The organism is Cryobacterium glucosi (assembly GCF_004402235.1).
Lineage (GTDB): Bacteria > Actinomycetota > Actinomycetes > Actinomycetales > Microbacteriaceae > Cryobacterium > Cryobacterium glucosi.
This window is the reverse complement of record NZ_SOFS01000018.1, coordinates 104,022-122,532: the sequence shown is the minus strand read 5'-3', so window position 1 is coordinate 122,532 and position 18,511 is coordinate 104,022. Positions and strand designations below refer to the sequence as shown.

The 18,511-nt window shown below is 68.8% G+C and carries 14 protein-coding genes; 8 read left to right on the top strand and 6 right to left on the bottom strand.

Annotation, left to right across the window (positions count from 1 at the left end; all coding sequences use genetic code 11):
- Positions 1 to 72: 72 nt before the first annotated feature.
- Complete coding sequence (locus E3O46_RS08255) at positions 73 to 2,199, top strand: acyltransferase family protein (protein WP_241987367.1); 2,127 nt, start codon at positions 73 to 75, stop codon at positions 2,197 to 2,199.
- 20 nt (positions 2,200 to 2,219) lie between these two features.
- Here the strand turns inward: E3O46_RS08255 and E3O46_RS08250 are convergent, their stop codons facing one another.
- Positions 2,220 to 3,803, bottom strand: coding sequence for an ABC-F family ATP-binding cassette domain-containing protein (locus E3O46_RS08250; RefSeq protein WP_134445900.1), 1,584 nt, complete (start codon positions 3,801 to 3,803; stop codon positions 2,220 to 2,222).
- 100 nt (positions 3,804 to 3,903) lie between these two features.
- The gene (locus E3O46_RS08245; protein ID WP_134561502.1) at positions 3,904 to 4,773 is read right to left on the bottom strand and encodes a hypothetical protein; all 870 of its coding nucleotides are present in this window, start codon (positions 4,771 to 4,773) and stop codon (positions 3,904 to 3,906) included.
- Between the two features lie 304 nt (positions 4,774 to 5,077).
- Between E3O46_RS08245 and E3O46_RS08240 the strand changes: the two genes are divergently transcribed.
- Genes E3O46_RS08240 through E3O46_RS08225 form a run of 4 tightly spaced genes read left to right on the top strand, consistent with a single transcriptional unit; the run spans position 5,078 to position 8,252 of the window.
- Entirely contained in the window at positions 5,078 to 5,905 is an 828-nt protein-coding gene (locus E3O46_RS08240) for an amino acid ABC transporter substrate-binding protein (protein ID WP_134559550.1), read from the top strand.
- A gap of 7 nt (positions 5,906 to 5,912) precedes the next feature.
- Positions 5,913 to 6,581, top strand: coding sequence for an amino acid ABC transporter permease (locus tag E3O46_RS08235; RefSeq protein ID WP_134445903.1), 669 nt, complete (start codon positions 5,913 to 5,915; stop codon positions 6,579 to 6,581).
- Positions 6,568 to 7,461, top strand: a complete 894-nt coding sequence (locus E3O46_RS08230) for an amino acid ABC transporter ATP-binding protein (RefSeq protein WP_134561501.1) — start codon at positions 6,568 to 6,570, stop codon at positions 7,459 to 7,461. Before E3O46_RS08235 ends, E3O46_RS08230 begins: the two co-directional genes overlap by 14 nt.
- Positions 7,462 to 7,514: 53 nt before the next feature.
- Entirely contained in the window at positions 7,515 to 8,252 is a 738-nt protein-coding gene (locus E3O46_RS08225; protein WP_134561500.1) for a Pr6Pr family membrane protein, read from the top strand.
- On the opposite strand, the gene E3O46_RS08220 is transcribed toward E3O46_RS08225, so the two are convergent.
- The 4 genes from E3O46_RS08220 to E3O46_RS08205 all read right to left on the bottom strand — a co-directional run bounded on the left by E3O46_RS08220 (position 8,158) and on the right by E3O46_RS08205 (position 14,497).
- Positions 8,158 to 8,526 carry a DUF2834 domain-containing protein gene (locus E3O46_RS08220; RefSeq protein ID WP_134561499.1) on the bottom strand — a complete coding sequence of 123 codons (369 nt, stop codon included), beginning with the start codon at positions 8,524 to 8,526 and terminating at the stop codon, positions 8,158 to 8,160. The genes E3O46_RS08225 and E3O46_RS08220 overlap by 95 nt on opposite strands.
- Before the next feature lie 139 nt (positions 8,527 to 8,665).
- Complete coding sequence (locus tag E3O46_RS08215; protein WP_134561498.1) at positions 8,666 to 10,060, bottom strand: S1C family serine protease; 1,395 nt, start codon at positions 10,058 to 10,060, stop codon at positions 8,666 to 8,668.
- Between the two features lie 200 nt (positions 10,061 to 10,260).
- Positions 10,261 to 13,278 carry an AAA family ATPase gene (locus E3O46_RS08210; protein ID WP_134561497.1) on the bottom strand — a complete coding sequence of 1,006 codons (3,018 nt, stop codon included), beginning with the start codon at positions 13,276 to 13,278 and terminating at the stop codon, positions 10,261 to 10,263.
- Between the two features lie 25 nt (positions 13,279 to 13,303).
- Positions 13,304 to 14,497: an exonuclease SbcCD subunit D gene (locus E3O46_RS08205; RefSeq protein WP_134445909.1), complete on the bottom strand. Its 1,194-nt coding sequence runs from the start codon at positions 14,495 to 14,497 to the stop codon at positions 13,304 to 13,306.
- Between the two features lie 178 nt (positions 14,498 to 14,675).
- On the opposite strand from E3O46_RS08205, the gene E3O46_RS08200 reads away from it, so the two are divergent.
- Genes E3O46_RS08200 through E3O46_RS08190 form a run of 3 tightly spaced genes read left to right on the top strand, consistent with a single transcriptional unit; the run spans position 14,676 to position 18,417 of the window.
- A complete protein-coding gene (locus tag E3O46_RS08200; RefSeq protein ID WP_134445910.1) occupies positions 14,676 to 15,464 on the top strand; it encodes a DeoR/GlpR family DNA-binding transcription regulator in 789 nt (262 codons plus the stop codon).
- Positions 15,461 to 16,429, top strand: coding sequence for a 1-phosphofructokinase family hexose kinase (locus tag E3O46_RS08195; protein WP_134445911.1), 969 nt, complete (start codon positions 15,461 to 15,463; stop codon positions 16,427 to 16,429). Before E3O46_RS08200 ends, E3O46_RS08195 begins: the two co-directional genes overlap by 4 nt.
- Positions 16,426 to 18,417 carry a PTS fructose transporter subunit IIABC gene (locus E3O46_RS08190; protein ID WP_134561496.1) on the top strand — a complete coding sequence of 664 codons (1,992 nt, stop codon included), beginning with the start codon at positions 16,426 to 16,428 and terminating at the stop codon, positions 18,415 to 18,417. The genes E3O46_RS08195 and E3O46_RS08190 overlap by 4 nt, the downstream gene beginning before the upstream one ends.
- Positions 18,418 to 18,511: the final 94 nt, after the last annotated feature.

Genomic DNA, 18,511 nt, shown 5'->3' with positions numbered 1-18,511 from the left:
GGAGCCGCGCACGCATCCGCGATGACACATCCTTCCGGTAAACTCCCCGGGCATTCAGAACCAGGGAGACCCGTGACATCGACACTCAAGACCGAGCGACCTGCTCCGGCGCCGCCACGCGAAACCACCGTGCGCCGGGATATCCAGGGGCTGCGGGCCGTCGCCATCGTCGCGGTCGTGCTCAACCACGTGATCATGTGGCCGACCGGCGGTTTCATCGGCGTGGACATCTTCTTCGTCATCTCGGGATTCCTGATCACCGGGATCCTGCTCCGCGACCATGAGACGACGGGCACGATTTCGCTCCGGCGTTTCTACGCCAGGCGCATCCGGCGGATCGCTCCGGCCGCGGTGACCGTACTGGTCGCCACGGCGGTCCTCGCCCACTTCCTGTTCAACACCACGCGGGCGCTCTCCACGCTCTGGGATGCCGCCTGGGCCTTCGTCTTCGCGGCGAACTGGCACTTCACGGCCATCGGCACGGACTACTTCCATGCGACCGACCCGGCCTCGCCGCTGCAGCCGTACTGGTCGCTCTCGGTCGAGGAGCAGTTCTATCTCGTCTGGCCGATCGTGGTGCTCCTCGTGCTCACCGTGGGCGCGAAGCGCCTGCGGAGCGCCCGCCGCGGCAGGGTGGTCCTCGGCCTGGTGATGGTCGTCGTCATTGTCGTGTCCTTTTGTCATGCCCTCGGTGAGAGCGCGACCACGCCGTCCGCCGCCTACCTGTCCACGTTCTCCCGGGTGTGGGAGCTCGGCGTCGGCGCCCTGCTCGCCGCGGCCGCCCCGGTCTTCCCCCGGATCCCCGTCGCCCTGCGCGGGCTCCTCGGCTGGGCTGGACTGCTCGGGATCCTGGCCGGCTTCTTCCTGATCGACGACGCCCTCGCCTTTCCAGGGCCCTGGGCAGCCGTCCCCGTCGCCGCGACCGCCCTCGTGATCATCGGCGGCATCACCGGCCCGCAGCACTACCTGTTCCCGCTCACGAACCCGCTCAGCGTCTGGATCGGCGACCTCTCGTACTCGCTGTATCTCTGGCACTTCCCGGTGATGGTGTTCCTGCTGATGGCCGACCCCACACTCAGCGTGCAGGTCATCCTCGGCATGATCCTCGCACTCTCGATCGTGTCGTACTACCTCATCGAGCAGCCACTGCACCGGTCACCGTGGCTGCACCGGTTCGGCGATTCAGCGGAATCCAGCCGCCTCGCCTGGCGCACCTGGCGGGAGAAGTTCGGCTCCCAGTTCATTCTTGCCGGGCTGAGCCTGTTCGTGATCGCGACCGTGATCGGTGTCAGCGCCCAGGTCACCCTGCACGGCACGAGTTCCCCGGCAGCACCCATCGCGGCGCCCGGCCCGGTGGAGGACCCGACAGCCCAGCTGCAGGCGGATCTCGGCGCGGCTGCCTCGTCAACCGAGTGGCCGGGGAACCTCTCCCCCACCCTCGACGACGCGATCGCGACGACGTCGAAGAACAACCCGGCCAGGGGCTGCTTCGATGTCGGAAGCACGCCGAGCTTCGACGGCTGCACCTGGGGCAGTTCGGACGCCCCGAATCACATGTACCTCGTGGGCGACTCGACGGCCCTTGCCTATGCCCCCGCGTTCAAGGTGATCGCGGAGGGCAGCAACGGGCAGTGGAAGATCACCACGATCGGCCTGTACGGCTGCCGGTTCACGGCCGTGCCCGTGCAGAACGACGGCGCCGGCGTGATGGATGCCTGCCCCCAGCGCAAACAGGACGTCGCCCAGCGCATCGTGGCCGACAACCCGCGGCTCGTCGTGATTTCGAACGCATACGCGCTCGGCAAGACGCCCGACCGGACCGCCCTCTCCGCGGAGACCCTCGTCGCGTCGACGGCCGCGGAGGCGGCCGTGTACAACGCCGCCGGCCGGATCGTTTACCTCGCACCGCCGCCCCTCGGGGCCAGCCTCGGCCAGTGCTATTCGCCGGTGTCGAGCCCGCAGAACTGCAACACGGGCATCGACCAGGCCTGGCAGGACTTCGCGGCGGCGACCAGTGCGTTAAACGGATCCGGCAGCTTCTTCGTGTCCTCGCTGCCGTTCAGCTGTTACAACGGCGCCTGCCCGGCGTTCGCGGGCACGATTCCGACCAAGTACGACACCGTGCACATGACTCCTGCGTATTCGACCCACATCGCCCCGGCCATCCGCTTCGCCCTCGGGGCGCTCGGCCTGATGTAAGCGGGTCGTTTCCGGCGGGGTCAGGCGACCCTGACCTCGATCTCGCCCGGCTCCGCGGCCTCACTGCCGAAGACCAGGAACCGGTTGGCGATCTTGTCGGTGAAGAACCGGTCATGGCTGACCACGACGACAGCGCCGGGGAAGTGCACGAGGGCCCGCTCCATCACCTGGGTGCTCGACAGGTCGAGGTGGTTGGTCGGTTCGTCGAGCAGAAGCACCGAAGCCCCGGAGAGCAGGCACTGCGCCATGGCGACGCGCGCCTTCTGCCCGCCGGACAGGTTGCCGATCGTCTGTTTGAGGTCGGCTTCTGAGAACTGGAACATCGCGAGGAAGCGGTTCACCGACTTGCGGGTCGCGGTGAACGCGAGGCTGCCGGGCATGGCGTTCACCGCGTGCGTGACGGTGTCCTTCTCGTCGAGCTCGGCGAGGACCTGGTTGTAGGAGACCGGCGCGATGCCGCCCGCCCAGGTCACGGACCCGGAGTCGGCCTTCTCCTCGCCGTCGAGAACCCGCAGCAGGGTCGTCTTGCCGCTGCCGTTGGCGCCGAGCACCACGATCCTGTTCCCGCGCCGGACCTCGAAGCTCAGGTCGGAGAACAGGGCCTTGTCGCCATAGGACTTGCTGAGGCCCTCGACCCGGCAGAGCACGTCCTTCACGTGCAGGCCACGATAGATCTCCGTGATGATCTGGTCGACCGGGCGCGGCGCCCTCGCCTTCTTGATCTGCGCCAGCTGGCCGTCGAGGGTGCGGCTCGCCGCCTTCGCCGCCTCCCTGCGGTCGGAGATCCCCTCGGACTCGAACGCGAGGAGCTCGGACTCGTGCACGAACTGCTGCTCGAGCGTCTTGAGCCGGAACTGCTTCTGGATGACGTATTCGCCGAAGTTGCCGGGGTACTCGTGCAGGTGGAAGTTCTCGACCTCGATGATCCGGGTGACGACGGCGTCGAGGAATTTCCGGTCGTGCGAGACGATGATCGCCGCGCCGTGGAAGTCCCGGAACCAGGCCTCGAGCCATTCGACGCCGGCGACGTCGAGGTAGTTGGTGGGCTCGTCGAGGAGCAGGACGTCGGGGTCCTCGAGCAGGATCTTGGCAAGCGCCGCCCGGTTGCGCCAGCCGCCGGAGAGCTCGTCGATCGCGCAGACGCGGTGGGCCTCGTTGAAACCGAGGGTGCTGAGTGCCGTGTCGATCCGGCGCGGGTAATCCCAGCCGCCGAGCCGGTCCATGTCCTCGAACAGTTCGGCCTGGCGGTGCAGGAGGGCGTCGAAGTCCGTGGCCACGGCGATGGCCGCGTCGATCGACGCGAGTTCGGCTTCGATGGCCTTGATCGGAGCGAAGAGGCCGTGCAGGACCTCGGTGATGGTGGAGGAGCCGTCCAGTTCGGAGAACTGCGAGAAGTACCCGATCGAGACACCGCTCTCGAGCGTGACGGTGCCGGAGTCCGGTGCCACCTGGTCGAGGATGAGCTTGAGGATCGTGGTCTTTCCCGACCCGTTCTTGCCGATCAGGCCGACCCGGTCGCCCGGCTCCAGCCGGAAGAAGGCGTCGCGCAGGATCTGCGTCTTCTCGAATCGAACACTGACGTCATTCAGCCTGATCAGGCTCATTACTGCTGTCCTCTCGAGGGACGCCCAGGGAATTCGGCGAGCGGGGCCCAGTCGAGTCTACAAAACCCCGGGCGCTTCAGACCCTCAGCGCTACCGAACCTCAGCGCAGCACGTCCATCCGGGCCGGGTCGTCGGGATCGTGCGGCACCTCGCTCCGGGCGGACAGCATCCCGAGACGCACGAGGTCGATGCCGAACAGGTCAGGCCGTCCATGCAGGCGGCGGCGCCAGGTGGCCGGCACCGCCTCGAGTCCCCACCGTCCCGCGAGCAGCGCGCCGGCGGCGGCCACGCTGGCGGGATCGGCACCGCTGTGCGCGGCAGCGGAGATGACCGGTTCGACGCGGGAAGCATCCACGGCGCCCGCGTCGCCGAGGATCGCCCACGCGCCCTGCAGAATCCAGCCGACCGGACCCACACGCTGCACGTCGACGGTGCGGCCCCGCCCGGCCGCGGCGAGGTGGGCCTCCCAGGCGGCACGCGCCTCTGCGGGCAGGGTCTCGAACCCGGCCCGGGGATCGAGGCGCCCCTCGAGGACCGCCACGCGGAGTGAGAGCGCGAAGAGGACGCCCGCGTCGCCGGCGCCCGGGTCGGCGTCGGGGCGTCCCGAGTCGGTCGGTGCGGTGCGGTTCAGCGCGGTGCCGCGCACGGACGACACCAACCGCGCGGCCTCGGCGAGCGCCACGGGGTCGTCGAGCAGGGCGAGGGCGACGGGGGCCGTCCGGAGCAGGCACCGCCCGGCCGCGAGCCCGGCCGCATCCGGATCGCCGACGTCGGGTTCCGCGGCCGGGCCGGGGTCTTCCCGCACCGCGGCCTCCCTGGGGTCGAGGCCGTCGGCCGTGAGCAGCGCGAGGTCCACGGCCGCGGCCGTCCGCTCGGACCACTCGAAGTCACCGCCGGACGCGAGGGCATCCCCGGCGGCGAGCCCCAGCAAAACAGCGCCGGACCGATCATGCTGTTCGGGTGTGAGCACGGCGACCTCCGTGGCAGGAGCAACGACATCGAATGCGCGCAGCATACGTCCCGGCGGCACGGCCGACAAGGCGGCAGCCCCCTCCCGTGGCGCGCATTCGCGATGGCCAAGAACGACCGGCGTGGGCGTCATCGTGCGTCACGGGAATAGTCGGGGAAGCCTGCACCTTGTTATTCTTCGGAAGTCCCCGGTGAACACACCCGGCCCGGAGACTCCCTCGCGTGAAGGACCGCCACCCTGGTCTTTCACCTTCCGAAGCGTCAAACCGGCGGTTCGATTCCCTGCATTCGCGTTAGGCATTCCCATGAAGCTCACGTTCCGCTCCGCGCTCGTCGCGGGAGCCATCGTCACCCTCGCAGCACTGTCCCTCACCGCGTGCGCCACCGGCGGCACGGCCGGAAGCACGAGCGGCGCAACGACCGCCGACGATTCCCTCACCAAGGTGCAGAAGGCGGGAACACTCACGGTCGGGACAGAGGGAACATACCGCCCGTTCTCGTTCCACGAGAACGGCGCCGGAGACATCACCGGATACGACGTCGACGTGGTCAAGGCCGTCGCCGCCAAGCTCGGAGTCACCGCGACCTTCCAGGAGACCCAGTGGGACGGCATCTTCGCCGGGCTCGAGGCCGGCCGGTTCGACGCGATCGCCAACCAGGTCTCGATCACCCCTGAGCGCACCGCCAAGTACACCTTCTCCACCCCGTACACGTACTCGACGGGCGTGATCGTCGTGAAGTCGGACAACACCTCGATCACCTCGTTCGAGAGCCTCTCCGGGAAGACCACCGCCCAGTCGCTCACGAGCAACTGGAACACTCTCGCTACCCAGAGCGGCGCCAACGTGCAGGCCGTCGAGGGCTGGGCGCAGTCCGTCGCCCTCGTCGAGCAGGGCCGGGTCGACGCCACGATCAACGACAACCTGACCTTCCTCGACTACAAGAAGAACAACGACGCTTCGGGGCTCAAAGTCGCCGCGACCACGACCGACAAGTCGGAGAGCGCCCTCGCGTTCGCCGGCGGCAGCACCGCCCTCGCAACCGCCGTCGACACCGCCCTCGCCGATCTTGCCTCGGACGGCACCCTGACCTCGATCTCGGAGAAGTACTTCGGGGCCGACGTCTCGAAGTAACCAGCAGATGACTCAGTCGAACTGGGACCTCGCCCTCAGCGCACTGGGTCCGATCCTGATGGGCGCCATCCAGGGCACGATTCCGCTCGCGCTCGTCTCCTTCGCGCTCGGTCTCGTGCTCGCGCTCGTCCTCGCGCTCATGAGGTTGTCCCGGCAGCGCTGGTTGTCCGCGATCGCCCGGGTGTTCATCTCGATCGTGCGGGGAACGCCGCTGCTCGTGCAGCTCTTCGTTATCTTCTACGGGCTTCCCTCGCTCGGGCTTCTGATCGACCCGTGGCCGAGCGCCGTGATCGCCTTCTCGATCAATGTCGGCGGGTATGCCGCAGAGGTCATCCGCGCCGCGATCCTCTCCGTGCCCCAGGGCCAGTGGGAGGCGGCCTGGATGGTCGGAATGTCCCGCCGCAAGGCACTGACCCGGATCATCCTGCCGCAGGCCGCCCGCGTCTCGGTCCCCCCGCTGTCGAACACGTTCATCAGCCTCGTCAAGGACACCTCCCTCGCCTCGCTGATCCTTGTCACCGAACTCTTCCGGCAGGCCCAGAAGGTCGCGGCGTTCAGCCAGGAATTCATGCTGCTCTACCTCGAGGCCGCGCTCGTGTACTGGGTGATCTGCCTCGTGCTCTCGACCGTGCAGGGCAGGCTCGAAAAGCGATTGGACCGTTATGTCGCCCATTGATACCCCGCTCGACCCGCCGACCGAGCCGCAGCACGGCGAAGGGACAGAGCCCGCGGCATCCGCCGCCCTGCTCACCGTTCGGGGGCTGCGCAAGAGCTTCGGCTCGACCAGCGTGCTCGAGTCCATCGACCTCACCGTCGCCCGGGGCCAGGTGCTCGCCCTGATCGGCCCCTCCGGCTCGGGGAAGACCACCATTCTGCGGTGCCTGAACGGGCTCGAAACCGCGGACGGGGGCACGATCACGATCACCGCCGAGGTCGCAGACGCCACGCAGGTCGCCGCCACGCCCGGGGACCCCTCACTCGCCGGAACCGCGATCACGGTCGACTTCGGCGCCGTCAAGGGCCCGAGCGACAAGAGCCTCGCGGCCCTCCGCGACCGGTCGGCGATGGTGTTCCAGAACTACAACCTGTTCCCGCACAAGACGGTGCTCGAGAACGTGCTCGAGGGTCCTGTCGTCGTGCAGCGCCGCCCGAAGGCGGAGGTCACCGCGGAGGCGCTCGCTCTCCTCGCCCGGGTGGGTCTGGCCGACAAGACGGATGCGTTTCCGTTCGAACTCTCCGGCGGTCAGCAGCAGCGGGTCGGGATCGTGCGGGCGCTCGCACTCCGCCCCCAGCTCCTGCTCTTCGACGAGCCGACGTCCTCGCTCGATCCTGAGTTGGTCGGGGACGTGTTGCGCCTGATCAAGGAACTCGCGATCGAGGGGTGGACCATGGTGATCGTCACCCACGAACTGGAGTTCGCCCGGGAGGTCGCGAGCGAGATCGCCTTCGTCGACGGCGGCACGATCGTCGAACACGGCGACCCCAGGCAGGTGCTCCGGAACCCGCGCGAGGAACGCACCCGGCAGTTCCTGCACCGCCTGCTCAACCCGTTCTGAACGCGCCCGCCCGGTCCGTCGATACCGCCCGTCCGCACCGCTATCGTGATGCCATGGCAACAGCAGCGGTGACCACGCAACGACGCGTCTTCGGGGTCTTCCGCCTCGCGATCGGGATGCTCCTCCTCGCGAGTGTGCTCACTCAAGTCGTCGACCAGGCTGTGCACGACGCCTTCGTGCCGACGGAGTACTTCGGGTACTTCACGGTGCAGTCGAGCCTGGTCAACGCGGTCGTGCTGCTCTGGGGCGGTTCCCTCGCCCTCCGGTTCCGGGCAGACCCGGAGCTTTTCACCCGGATCAGGATGTCGGGGCTCTGCTACGCGATCGTGACCGCGGTCGTCTACAACGCACTGTTGCGCAACGTGGTGTCCGACGGTTTCACCGGGATCGCCTGGCCGAACGAGGTCCTGCACGTCTGGGCGCCGATCTTCATCCTGGTCGATTGGCTCCTCGCCCCTGGGCGGCCGGCCCTCGCCTGGAAGGCCCTGGGCTTCGCCCTCCTGTATCCGACCGTGTGGGTCGTCTACGCCGTGATCCGCGGCGCCGTCACCGGGTTCTACACCTACCCGTTCCTCGACCCGACCGGACCCGGCGGGTATGGGAGCGTCGCCGGGTACGTGCTCGGAATCGCCGTCGTCATCGCGGGCCTCGCTGCCGCGGCGATCTCCGTGAGCCGGGCGGGGCATGCGACAGGGGTCACGGCTTCGACAGCTGTTCTGGCGGAAGATCCGGCAGCATCCGTGTCGCCTCCAGCTGACGCTCGCGCATCGCGAGGAACAGCGGAAAGTTGAACGCGAAGGCGAGAACGAACGCGAGGACGACGTAGAGCCAGGCCCGTTTCATGCCGAGCCGGCGGGCTTCGACGATGATCAGGATACTGCCGGCCACGGCTGTCACAAGCAGGTCGACGGTGAGCGATGACACCGAGGGGCCGCTTCCGGTCCAGTCGCCGAGGTAGTCGCGCGCCTGGCTGATCGAGAGGATGTTGTACGTCCAGGTGCCGATCAGGCCGGCAATGCTCAAGCCGAGGTACACGAGGGCGAGCGGGGTCCAGTTCCGGGTCATGCCGACAGTATGCCGCCCCTTCCCGCTCCGTCCCGTCACGTCGACGCGTCCACCCACCTCGCGAGAGCGTAATTTTGGCCCTTAAACCGGCGGTTTAAGGGCCAAAATTACGCTCTCGCGGAGAGGAGACGCGCGCGGGTCAGTCGGCGGGACCGGCGGTGAGGGTTGCGGACGCGGTGTGGGTTGCCCCGGCGGTGTCCGTCCAGGTGAGGGTGACCGAGTCGCCGGGGTTGTACGCCGTGAGGGTCGAGGTGAGGGCGGCGGCCGAGGTGATCGACGTGCCGTCGACGGCGGTGATGGTGTCGCCCGCGACGATCCCGGCGGTGGCGGCGGCCGAACCGGCGACGACCGCCGTGATCACGGCCGAGTCACCGGTCGTGGCCGTCGATCCGGTGGTGCCGGATGCCGCGCCGAGGCTGCCGCGGTAGCTGCGGCCGTTGACAGAGCCCGTGTCCGTCGAGGTGGCGGCGCCCGAACCGACCGCGACCCCGAGGAACGCCGGGTAGCCGATCGTGACAGAGCTCGTTTCGACGCCGGTGTGGATCAGGGTGACGACCTCGAGGGCCGCGTCGATCGTGATCGCGAAGCCACTGATCGTCGCGGTCCCTGAGGACGCCGCCGTGTCAATGCCGATGACCTCCCCGTCGGCGTCGTAGAGGGGCCCGCCGGAGTCGCCGGACTGGATGTCCGCGTCAACCTGGATCAGGCCGGTCAGGGTTTCGGCGTCCGTGGCATCCTCGCTCGACGCGGTGATGGTCTGGTCGACGCTCGTGACGGTGCCGGCCGCCGCGGTGAGGGTGCTCGTTCCGCCGGCGTTGCCGACCCCCGTGACCGCGTCCCCCGCCGCGACGGTCGAGGTCGTGTCCAGAGTGGCGGGGACCAGCCCGGAGGCATTCTCGAGTTTCAGAACGGCGATGTCCTGCGAGGAGTCCGTACCGACGACATCCGCCACATAGCTCACGCCGGTCGAGACGACCGTCACGCTGATGCTCGTCGCGCCGTCGATGACGTGGTTGTTGGTCAGGATCTCACCGTTCGAGGTGAGCACGATTCCGGTGCCGGCCGCTTCGGCGCTCTGATACTTGAGGACGGTATCGATGACGACGACGCCGACCGACTGCGCGGCCGTTGCCGCAGTGGTGTCGAGCGCGGTTGCCGTCGTCGCGGATGCGGTGCCGGACCCATAGTTGGAGGGGCCGCCGGGGCGCAGGCCGGAGGTACCGAGGGTCGCCGAGGAACCTGAGGTTCCCGATGATCCGGTTGATCCCGCAACCGAGCCCGAGCTGCTCGTGCCCGACGTCGAGCTGTTCGAGGAGGAGGCCGCGGCGACGACCTGGGCGACGGCCATCGAGGAGAAGTACAGGCCGGCGCCCGTCGTCGCAGTGACGAGGGCTGCAGCGAGCCCCATCGAGACGATCACTCCGGCACGGAAGCGCGGCCGGTGGAAGGCCGGGTTGACGACGGGTGCGGCCAGGCTGTTGCCCGTGGATTCCGTGCCAGTGGGTTCCGTGCCCGTGGGTTCGGTGCCAGTCATTGTGAGATCCTTTTCCTCCGGGTGACGGCCGTACCGTCGCGACTGGTTCCCACCCAAGTCCCGGAAGCTATCGGATGTCTATGAGGCGTCGTGGTGTTGGCCCAGAGGGTCCCGCCCATCGGCTGTGAGCCCCTCCGGGCAGGCCGGGCCGGTCAGACGAGCACAGCGTCAGACGAACACAGGTCCAAACCGGCGCAGCTTCAGACGAGGACTGTGCTGCCGATTTCACTGAAACCCTGATCGGTGACAGTGACCTCGAGCTTCGCCGGAATCTGTTCCTTCATCGAATCCACGTGGCTGATCAGTCCGATGGTGCGGCCACCGGCCCGGAGGCCGTCGAGGGTGCTCATCGCCGTCTCGAGCGTTTCGCTGTCCAGGGAGCCGAATCCCTCATCGACGAAGAGGGTGTCGAGCGCGATTCCGCCGGCCTGATGCGAGACGACCTCGGCGAGCCCGAGGGCCAGGGCGAGTGAGGCGAGGAAGGTCTCGCCGCCGGAGAGCGACTGGGTCGGGCGGGCCCGTCCGGTGTGCTGGTCGAGGATGGCGAGTCCGAGGCCGGACTGGGTGCCGCGGTACTGCAGGGAATCGTCGTGTTCGAGGGCGTATCGGCCGCCGGTCATGTCCCGCAGGCGACCGTTCGCGGCGAGGATGATCTCCTCGAGTTGCGCGGCGAGCACGTAGGTTTCGAGTTTCATCCGTTTGGTGTTCGGTTCCTCGCCGTGAACGACCGCGGCGAGCTCCCGCACCTGGGCCTGGGTGACGAGCAGGGTCGCGGAGGTGGCGGCAAGCGCACGGGCCTCGGCGACCACGACAGCCAGTTCCTCCTGCCGGATCGCGAGGGTCCCGTGCTCGGTGAACGCCTCGTCCCTGGCCGTGGCCGCAGCGGCCCTGGCGGCCCTGGCCGGGTCCAGATCGAGCGCGACATCGGGAAGGTCGGCGAGCTCCGGTTCGGCCAGCACGGCGCGCACCGCGGCGATCTGGTCGTCGTGGGCACGGATGCCGGTCTCCCGCGTCGCGATCTCGGCCGGCGTGAGTCGTGCGGTGACGACCTCCGTTGCTTCCACGAAGCCTTCCGCGGTGAGCCGGTCGGCCACGGCCGCGGAGGCGGCATCGAGGGCACGATCCCGTTCGCCGCTGAGGGCGCGGGCCGTCTCGAAGGCGCGCGCCGCCTCGAGCTCTGTGCGCAGGCTCTCGGCCCGTTCGGTGACGGAGGTGTGGCCCGCCAGTTGCCGATTCACCCGTTCCTCGATCGCGATGCGGCGGCCGCGGATTTCGGTGAGCCGGGTCGCGGCATCGTCCCTGCCGGAGTGGACCCCGGCGAGGGTCTCCCGCGCGTGGTCGAGCTCGGTGCGCAGCCGCAGCCGCTCGGCACCGAGTTCCGTTTCCCGTGCCGCGGCGGTGCGGGCAGTCTCGAGTGCGGTGAGCGCGGCCGCGCGCGAGGCCGTGCGGTCGGCACCTGTTCCCGGGCCGGCGGAAGCACGGGCGGCGGCAGCGCGCGCGCCCAGGCTGAGGACCTCACCGTTGCTGCGCTCGAGGTGGTCCTGGGCGCGGGTCATTCCGGCGAGGGCGGCCTCGATGTCGCCCTCGGTGACCGGCTCACCGGACGCCTCCGCGGGGTGAGGATGCAGCGTGGAACCGCACACCCCGCACGGTTCGCCGGAAACGAGCCGGCCGGCGAGCTCGCCGGCGTGATCGGCCAGCCGCTTGGCGACGAGGTCTCGGTAGCGTCCGGCGGCGTCGGCGTTCTCGGTGGCGGCGGCCGCGTGCCGGCTGCGTGCCCTGTCGAGGTCCGCCTCGAGCGCGGCAGCCTCTGTGGCTGCGGCTTCCGCGGCGACCGCGCGGGCGAGCGCGGCGACGGCTTCCGGTTCGCGGGCGGAGTCGCGAGCGAGCGCGGCGAGGTCCCGGTCGAGGTCGTCGAGCAGGGCGGGCGCTGCGTCGATCCGCGCCTGCAGCCCGTCGAGCGTGGCCTGGATCTCGGCGAGCCCGGCCTCGGCGGACCCGGACTCCACATCGAGGGCCGGCAGTTCTTCCTCGGCCGCGAGGACATCGTTCAGGGACCCGAGCTGTTCGAGGAGCAGGTCGATGGTGGCGGAGAGTGGGACGGCATCCTGATCGTCGTCGCCGTCCTGGTCGACCTCGTCGGAACCGTTGACCGTGATCCAGTTCTCCCGCGCAGCCACCTCCGCCGGCGCCGCGTCGAGGGCAGCGGCGAGCGCAGCGGACTCTGCTTCGATCTGGGGCCATACCCGGGCAGCGCGGTGCGCGGCCGCGAGGTCGTCACGGTCGGCGTCGACAACGGAGCTGCGCTCGTCGAGCACGGCCAGGGTGGCCGTTGCGGCGTCCCTGCGGTCCTGGCGGGCCCGCATCTCTTCCTGGGCCCGAAGCCCGGCCGTCGCGTCGACCAGTGCGGCATCCGCACGGGCAGCCGCGGCGACGGCGACGGCGAGTGCCTGTTCGAGTTCGGCGGTGGCCGCCTCGAACCAGGCCAGGTCTGGTGCTGCGGTGCCGGGCTCGGTGCCTGCTGGCACGTGCCGGGCGGCGGATGCCGCGAGAGTCTCGAGCCGCACGCGCACGCCGGTGAGTTCATCGTCGAGGGCCTTGCGACGCGTGATGAGTTCTGTCTCCAGACTCTGGAACCTGCTGGTGCCGAAGAGGGTGCGCAGGACCTCGCGACGATCGTCGGTCTTGGCGAGCAGGAACCTTTGGAACCGGTTCTGTGCGAGCAGGATCACCTGCAGGAACTGGTCCTGTTTGAGCGGCAGGATGCGGGAGAGTTCGTTCCCGACATCGACGGGGCGTGCGGCGAGACCCCGCCAGCCGTCGACTGCATCGGCAGCGGCGTCGACCGCGGCGGCGTCGCGGATCTCGAGCCGGGCATCCGGTGCGGACACGGTCGTGCCGATGCCCCGCTTTTTGGCCTTGAGGTACCTGGGAGTGCGGAAGATGCGATAGTCGTTCCCGTTCAGGCCGAATTCGAGCTCGACGAAGGTGGGATCACCGGGTTCGCAATGGTCGCTGCGCAACTGCGATTCCGTGCCCTCATAGCGCGGAACACTTCCATAGAGGGCGAAACAGACCGCGTCGAGGATGCTGGACTTGCCCGCGCCGGTCTTGCCCGTGATCAGGAAGATACCGTCGTCGTCGAAGCGCTCGAAGTCGACGACCTGCTCGTTCTTGAATGGGCCGAACCCGGCGAGCCGCAGGCGCTTGATCTTCACGTCGTACTCCTCGTGTTCCTGATGCTCACTGGGTGACTTCTTTCAGTTCCCCGGCCGCGAGCAGTTCGGCGACGAGGTCTCGCTCGAACTCCGTCTGCCCGACACCGTTGCGCACGAAGCTCAGGAAGCCGGCGACGATGTCGGGATCGGTCTGCCGGTTGATCCGTTCGGCGTAGCTCTCGCTGCCGGTATCCACGACGACGGCCGGCCGGTGTTCGAGCGTGACACAGTGCGGGAAACGTTTCTGGAGCGCCCGCATGCCGTCGAGGGGCCTGACCTGGTCGGTCAGCACGGCCGAGACCCAGTCCCCTTCGAATGCTGCGAACCTGTCGGCGGTGAGGAGTTCCTCGAGCTCGCCGGTGAGCACACTGAGCCTCCGGGGAACCGGGAGGGCGACCCACTCGATCTCGAGCTCGGCGCCCTTCCCCGAACGGTCGGGGCCGAGGTCGACCTGCCAGGCGCCGCGGGGCTTTGCGGCCTCGGCGAACGAGTAGTGCAGGGGTGCGCCGGAGTAGCGCACCCGGTCTTCGAGCCTGGCTCGCCCGTGAATGTGCCCGAGTGCGACGTAGTCCGGGCCCTCGAACACGCTGACCGGCACGAGGTCGAGCCCGCCGGCGGTGATGTCCCGCTCGACGTCGCTCGCCTCCTGCGTGGCCGCGACGCCGGCCGCGAAGCAATGCGCCAGCACGACGGAGCGACCGCCGCGGACCGCGAGGTCCGACCGGATCTGGTCCATGACGAAGGTGAGCACCTGCTCGTGGGTCTTGAGCGTTCGTTCCGGGTGCGTCTGATTGGCATAGAGGTGGCGGACCAGGGCCGGTTCGAGGAAGGGGATGCCGTAGAAGTGCACGGGTCCGTGCTCGTCGGTGAGAGTGACCGGCGTGGCGACCTGTTCCGGCCGGGTGATCACATGGATGCCCGCCAGGCCGGCCCACTCGGACTGGAACCCGAGCCGGGTGGCCGAGTCGTGGTTGCCGCTCGTCATGATGACCTGCGCGCCGGCGTTCCGAATCTCGCGGAGGGCCGTCGCGAGGAGGGTGTAGCTGTCCGCTGAGGGCATCGCCGAGTCGAACACGTCGCCGGCGACGACGACCACGTCGATCGAACGATCGCGGACAACGTCGACGAGCGCGTCGAGCACGATCCGGAGGTGTTCGAGGGTCGAGTGCGTGTGGAACGTGCGCCCGATGTGCCAGTCCGACGTGTGCAGGATCCTCATGGTCGTCACGCTACCGTCCAGCACCGACACGGGCCGATCGGCCCGCCCACAGCATCCATCTTTGTTCTTCTGTGTTTTCCTTGACAAACAAAAAGAAACACAGATATCGTGTAGTCAATCCTGATCGAAGCGATCGGGCCGCGCAGTGGCGGGGGTCACTCAAAGACGAGGAGGTATCATGTTTGCGGAAGAACGGCAGGCGCTGATCGCCGAACTCGTCAGCGAAGCCAGCCGGGTCACCGTCAATGAACTCGCAACCCGCTTCGACATCACCCCGGAAACAGTGCGCCGCGACCTCGATACGCTCGAAGGCTCCCGGCAGTTGCGTCGAGTCCATGGCGGGGCCGTCGCCCTCGACCGCCTCAGCCTCTCGGAGCCGAGCCTGGCCGAACGGCAGACCCAGCGACACGACGAGAAGGAACGCATCGCCGCTGCCGCGTTCGCCATGATCCCGACCAGCCAGTCCGGGTCGATCATCCTCGACGCCGGCACCACGACCGAGCTCCTCGCCGACCGTCTCGCCGACTGGACATCCGCCGGACCCGACGACCAGCTCCTCGTCATCACGAACGCCGTTCCGATCGCATACAAGCTTGCCGGCAACGAGGAAATCCAGCTCCACCTCCTCGGCGGTCGCGTCCGTGGCCTGACCCGCGCGGTCGTCGGCCAGAGCACGATCGCGCAGCTCGAGGGGCTCCGCCCCGATATCGCGTTCATCGGCGCCAACGGCGTGCATGCCATCTTCGGCCTGAGCACCCCCGACCTCGTCGAATCGTCCGTGAAGACCGCCATCGTCCGATCGGCACGGCTCGTCGTCGCGCTCGCCGATTCCACCAAGCTCGACGAAGAGACCCTGGTGCGGTTCGCCGCCCTCGGGGACATCGACGTGCTCATCACGGACGCACCCCCATCACCGGAACTTTCCGCGGCCCTGGCCGCGGCTGACGTAGAGGTTGTGATCGCGTGATCATCACGCTTACCCCGAATCCGAGCCTGGACCGCACGATCTCGCTCGACGGCATCCTCGCCCGCGGCGAGGTGCAGCGCGCCGTGGCGAGCCACGTGGAGCCGGGGGGCAAGGGCGTCAACATCTGCCGCGCCCTTGAGGCCTCCGGCGTGGAGAGCCTCGCGATCCTGCCCGGCGACGCCCTCGATCCCGTGCTCATCGCGCTCTCCGATGCGGGCATCCCGCACCTCGGCATGCCGATCGGCGCAAGCATCCGCAGCAATGTCGCGATCACGGAGCCGGACGGCACCACGACCAAGGTCAACGTGCCCGGCCCGGTGCTGACCCCCGCTCAACAGACCGAACTCATCGATCTCGTGCTCGACCGGGCGGATGGAGCAGGCTGGGTCGTGCTCGCCGGCTCGCTTCCCCCGGGAGCTCCCGTCGATTTCTACGCCGACATCATCCGCCGGCTGCGCGCCCGCTACGGCTCCGCGGCGCCGAAGGTCGCCGTCGACTCGTCCGGCGCCCCCTTCGCCGCTGCCGTGAGCGCCGGCCCAGACCTGATCAAGCCGAACGGTGAGGAACTCGCCGAACTCACCGGGATCCCGGACGCCGAAGCCCTCGAGGGCAATCCGTCACTGGTCGCAGCGGCATCCGCTCGCCTCGTGGCCGGCGGCGTCGGCGCGGTCCTCGCCACGCTCGGCGCCCAGGGTGCCGTGTTGACGACCAGGGACGGATCCTGGCTCGCCCAGACGCCGCCCATGGTCGCCGTGAGCACCGTCGGCGCCGGCGACTCGTCGCTGGCCGGCTTCCTGCTGAGCGACCTGGCCGGCGGCAGCGCCCCCGATGCGCTCCGCCAGGCAGCAGCCCACGGGGCCGCAGCCGCATCTTTGCCCGGATCAACCGTTCCGGCACTGAACCAAACAAAGCCCAGCGACGTCACCGTGACGCAGCTGACCCATCCAAAGGAGGATGTCCAGTGAGTGCACTGATCACCCCGGAGCTCGTCGCTCTGGATAAGAACCTCGGAGCCGCTCCCTCGAGCGTCATCCGGCGACTCGCCGAGCTCGTTGTCGGCGCAGGCCGGGCCACCGAGATCGAGAGCCTGTACGCGGATGCCCTCGCCCGCGAAGCGAAGACGGCAACCGGCATCCCCGGTGGCCTGGCCATCCCGCATTGCCGCTCCGCAGCCGTTACCGAGCCGACCCTCGCGCTCGCCCGCCTGTCGACCCCGGTCGACTTCGGCGCAGGAGACGGCCCCGCCGACCTGGTCTTCCTGATCGCCGCGCCGGCAGGCGCGGACCAGGAACACCTTAAGATCCTGGCGAAGCTCTCCCGTTCGCTGATGAAGCCCGCGTTCACGGCCGCCCTGCGCGCCGCCACGACGCCCGCAGAGATCGTCGAGCTCGTCACCAACGTCGTCTCCCCCGTTCCCGTCGCTGTCGGCGGCGGCACTGCAGCCCCCGCGGCATCCGTCCGCACCGGGGTCAAGCGCCTCGTCGCCGTCACGGCCTGCCCCACCGGTATCGCGCACACCTACATGGCCGCTGAGGCCCTCTCGGCCGCCGCGGAAGCCGCGGGCGTCGAGATGCAGGTCGAGACGCAGGGCTCCGCCGGCCTCACAATGCTCGACCCCGCGGTCATCGCAGCGGCCGACGCGGTGATCTTCGCGGTCGACGTCGACGTGCGCGGCCGCGAGCGCTTCGCGGGCAAGCCCGTCATCCAGGTTCCGGTCAAGCGCGGCATCGACGAGCCGGCCAAGCTCATCGCGGACGCCATCGCGGCCTCGGAGAACCCGAACGCCCGCCGCGTCGGCGGAACCGCAGGAGCGGCGGAGGTCGACGAGAAGAACGAGCACTTCGGCCAGAAGGTCAAGCGCGCGCTCCTCACCGGTGTCAGCTACATGATTCCGTTCGTGGCAGGCGGAGGCCTGCTCATCGCACTCGGCTTCCTCCTCGGTGGTTATGAGATCACCAAGGTCGCCGACGTCGTCACCCTGCAGAACAGCCTCTTCAACCTGCCGGACGGCGGCCTCGCGATCTATCTCGGCGCGGTCTTCTTCAAGATCGGCGCCCTGTCGATGGGCTTCCTGGTCCCGGCGCTCTCCGGCTACATCGCCTATGCGATCGCCGACCGCCCCGGAATCGCCCCCGGGTTCGTCGCGGGCGCCGTCGCAGGCTTCATGGGTGCCGGCTTCCTCGGCGGCATCGCCGGCGGCTTGCTCGCCGGTGTCGCAGCGGCCAGCTTCGCGCGGCTCAATGTTCCGCGCTGGCTCCGCAGCCTGATGCCCGTCGTGATCATCCCGCTCGTCGCGTCGATCGTCGCCTCCGGGTTGATGTTCCTCGTGCTCGGTGGTCCGATCGCGTGGCTCACCGCCGCACTGAACACCTGGCTCACGGGTATGAGCGGCGCAGCGGCGATCGTCCTCGGACTGATCCTCGGACTGATGATGGGCTTCGACCTCGGTGGCCCGGTCAACAAGGTTGCATACGCCTTCGCCGTCGCCGGCCTCGGCACCGCGACCGTGGCCAACCAGGCTCCGTGGCAGATCATGGCCGCCGTGATGGCGGCCGGAATGGTTCCGCCGCTCGCGATGGCTCTGGCCACCGTGCTCGACAAGAGGCTGTTCAGCCCGATCGAACGTGAGAACGGCAAGGCGGCCTGGCTGCTCGGTGCGTCCTTCATCTCCGAAGGTGCCATTCCCTTCGCCGCGGCAGACCCGCTGCGCGTGATCCCGGCGAGCATGCTCGGTGCCGGTGTCACGGGCGCCCTGTCGATGGCCTGGGGTGTCACGAGCAAGGCCCCGCACGGCGGCATCTTCGTCTTCTTCGCGATCGACAGCTTCGCGCTGTTCGCCCTGGCCATCGCGATCGGCACCGTCGTCGCAGGCCTGGTCGTCATCGCCCTGAAGCGGTACACCACGAAGAAGGTCGTTTCCGGAGTGGAAGCCCCGGTTCTCGTCACCGCATGAACAACCAGTAGTACCATCACCGCATGAAAACGCGGCGGCCGATACGTGATCCGTACCGGCCGCCGCGTAACATCGTTACCGTGGGCAACCAATT

What these genes read in the sequence shown, in the direction of transcription:
- E3O46_RS08250 (WP_134445900.1), bottom strand. Translation starts at nt 3,803, where the DNA reads ATGAGCCTGATCAGGCTGAATGACGTCAGTGTTCGATTCGAGAAGACG.
- E3O46_RS08240 (WP_134559550.1), top strand. Translation starts at nt 5,078, where the DNA reads ATGAAGCTCACGTTCCGCTCCGCGCTCGTCGCGGGAGCCATCGTCACC.
- E3O46_RS08235 (WP_134445903.1), top strand. Translation starts at nt 5,913, where the DNA reads ATGACTCAGTCGAACTGGGACCTCGCCCTCAGCGCACTGGGTCCGATC.
- E3O46_RS08230 (WP_134561501.1), top strand. Translation starts at nt 6,568, where the DNA reads ATGTCGCCCATTGATACCCCGCTCGACCCGCCGACCGAGCCGCAGCAC.
- E3O46_RS08225 (WP_134561500.1), top strand. Translation starts at nt 7,515, where the DNA reads ATGGCAACAGCAGCGGTGACCACGCAACGACGCGTCTTCGGGGTCTTC.
- E3O46_RS08220 (WP_134561499.1), bottom strand. Translation starts at nt 8,526, where the DNA reads ATGACCCGGAACTGGACCCCGCTCGCCCTCGTGTACCTCGGCTTGAGC.
- E3O46_RS08215 (WP_134561498.1), bottom strand. Translation starts at nt 10,060, where the DNA reads ATGACTGGCACCGAACCCACGGGCACGGAACCCACTGGCACGGAATCC.
- E3O46_RS08205 (WP_134445909.1), bottom strand. Translation starts at nt 14,497, where the DNA reads ATGAGGATCCTGCACACGTCGGACTGGCACATCGGGCGCACGTTCCAC.
- E3O46_RS08200 (WP_134445910.1), top strand. Translation starts at nt 14,676, where the DNA reads ATGTTTGCGGAAGAACGGCAGGCGCTGATCGCCGAACTCGTCAGCGAA.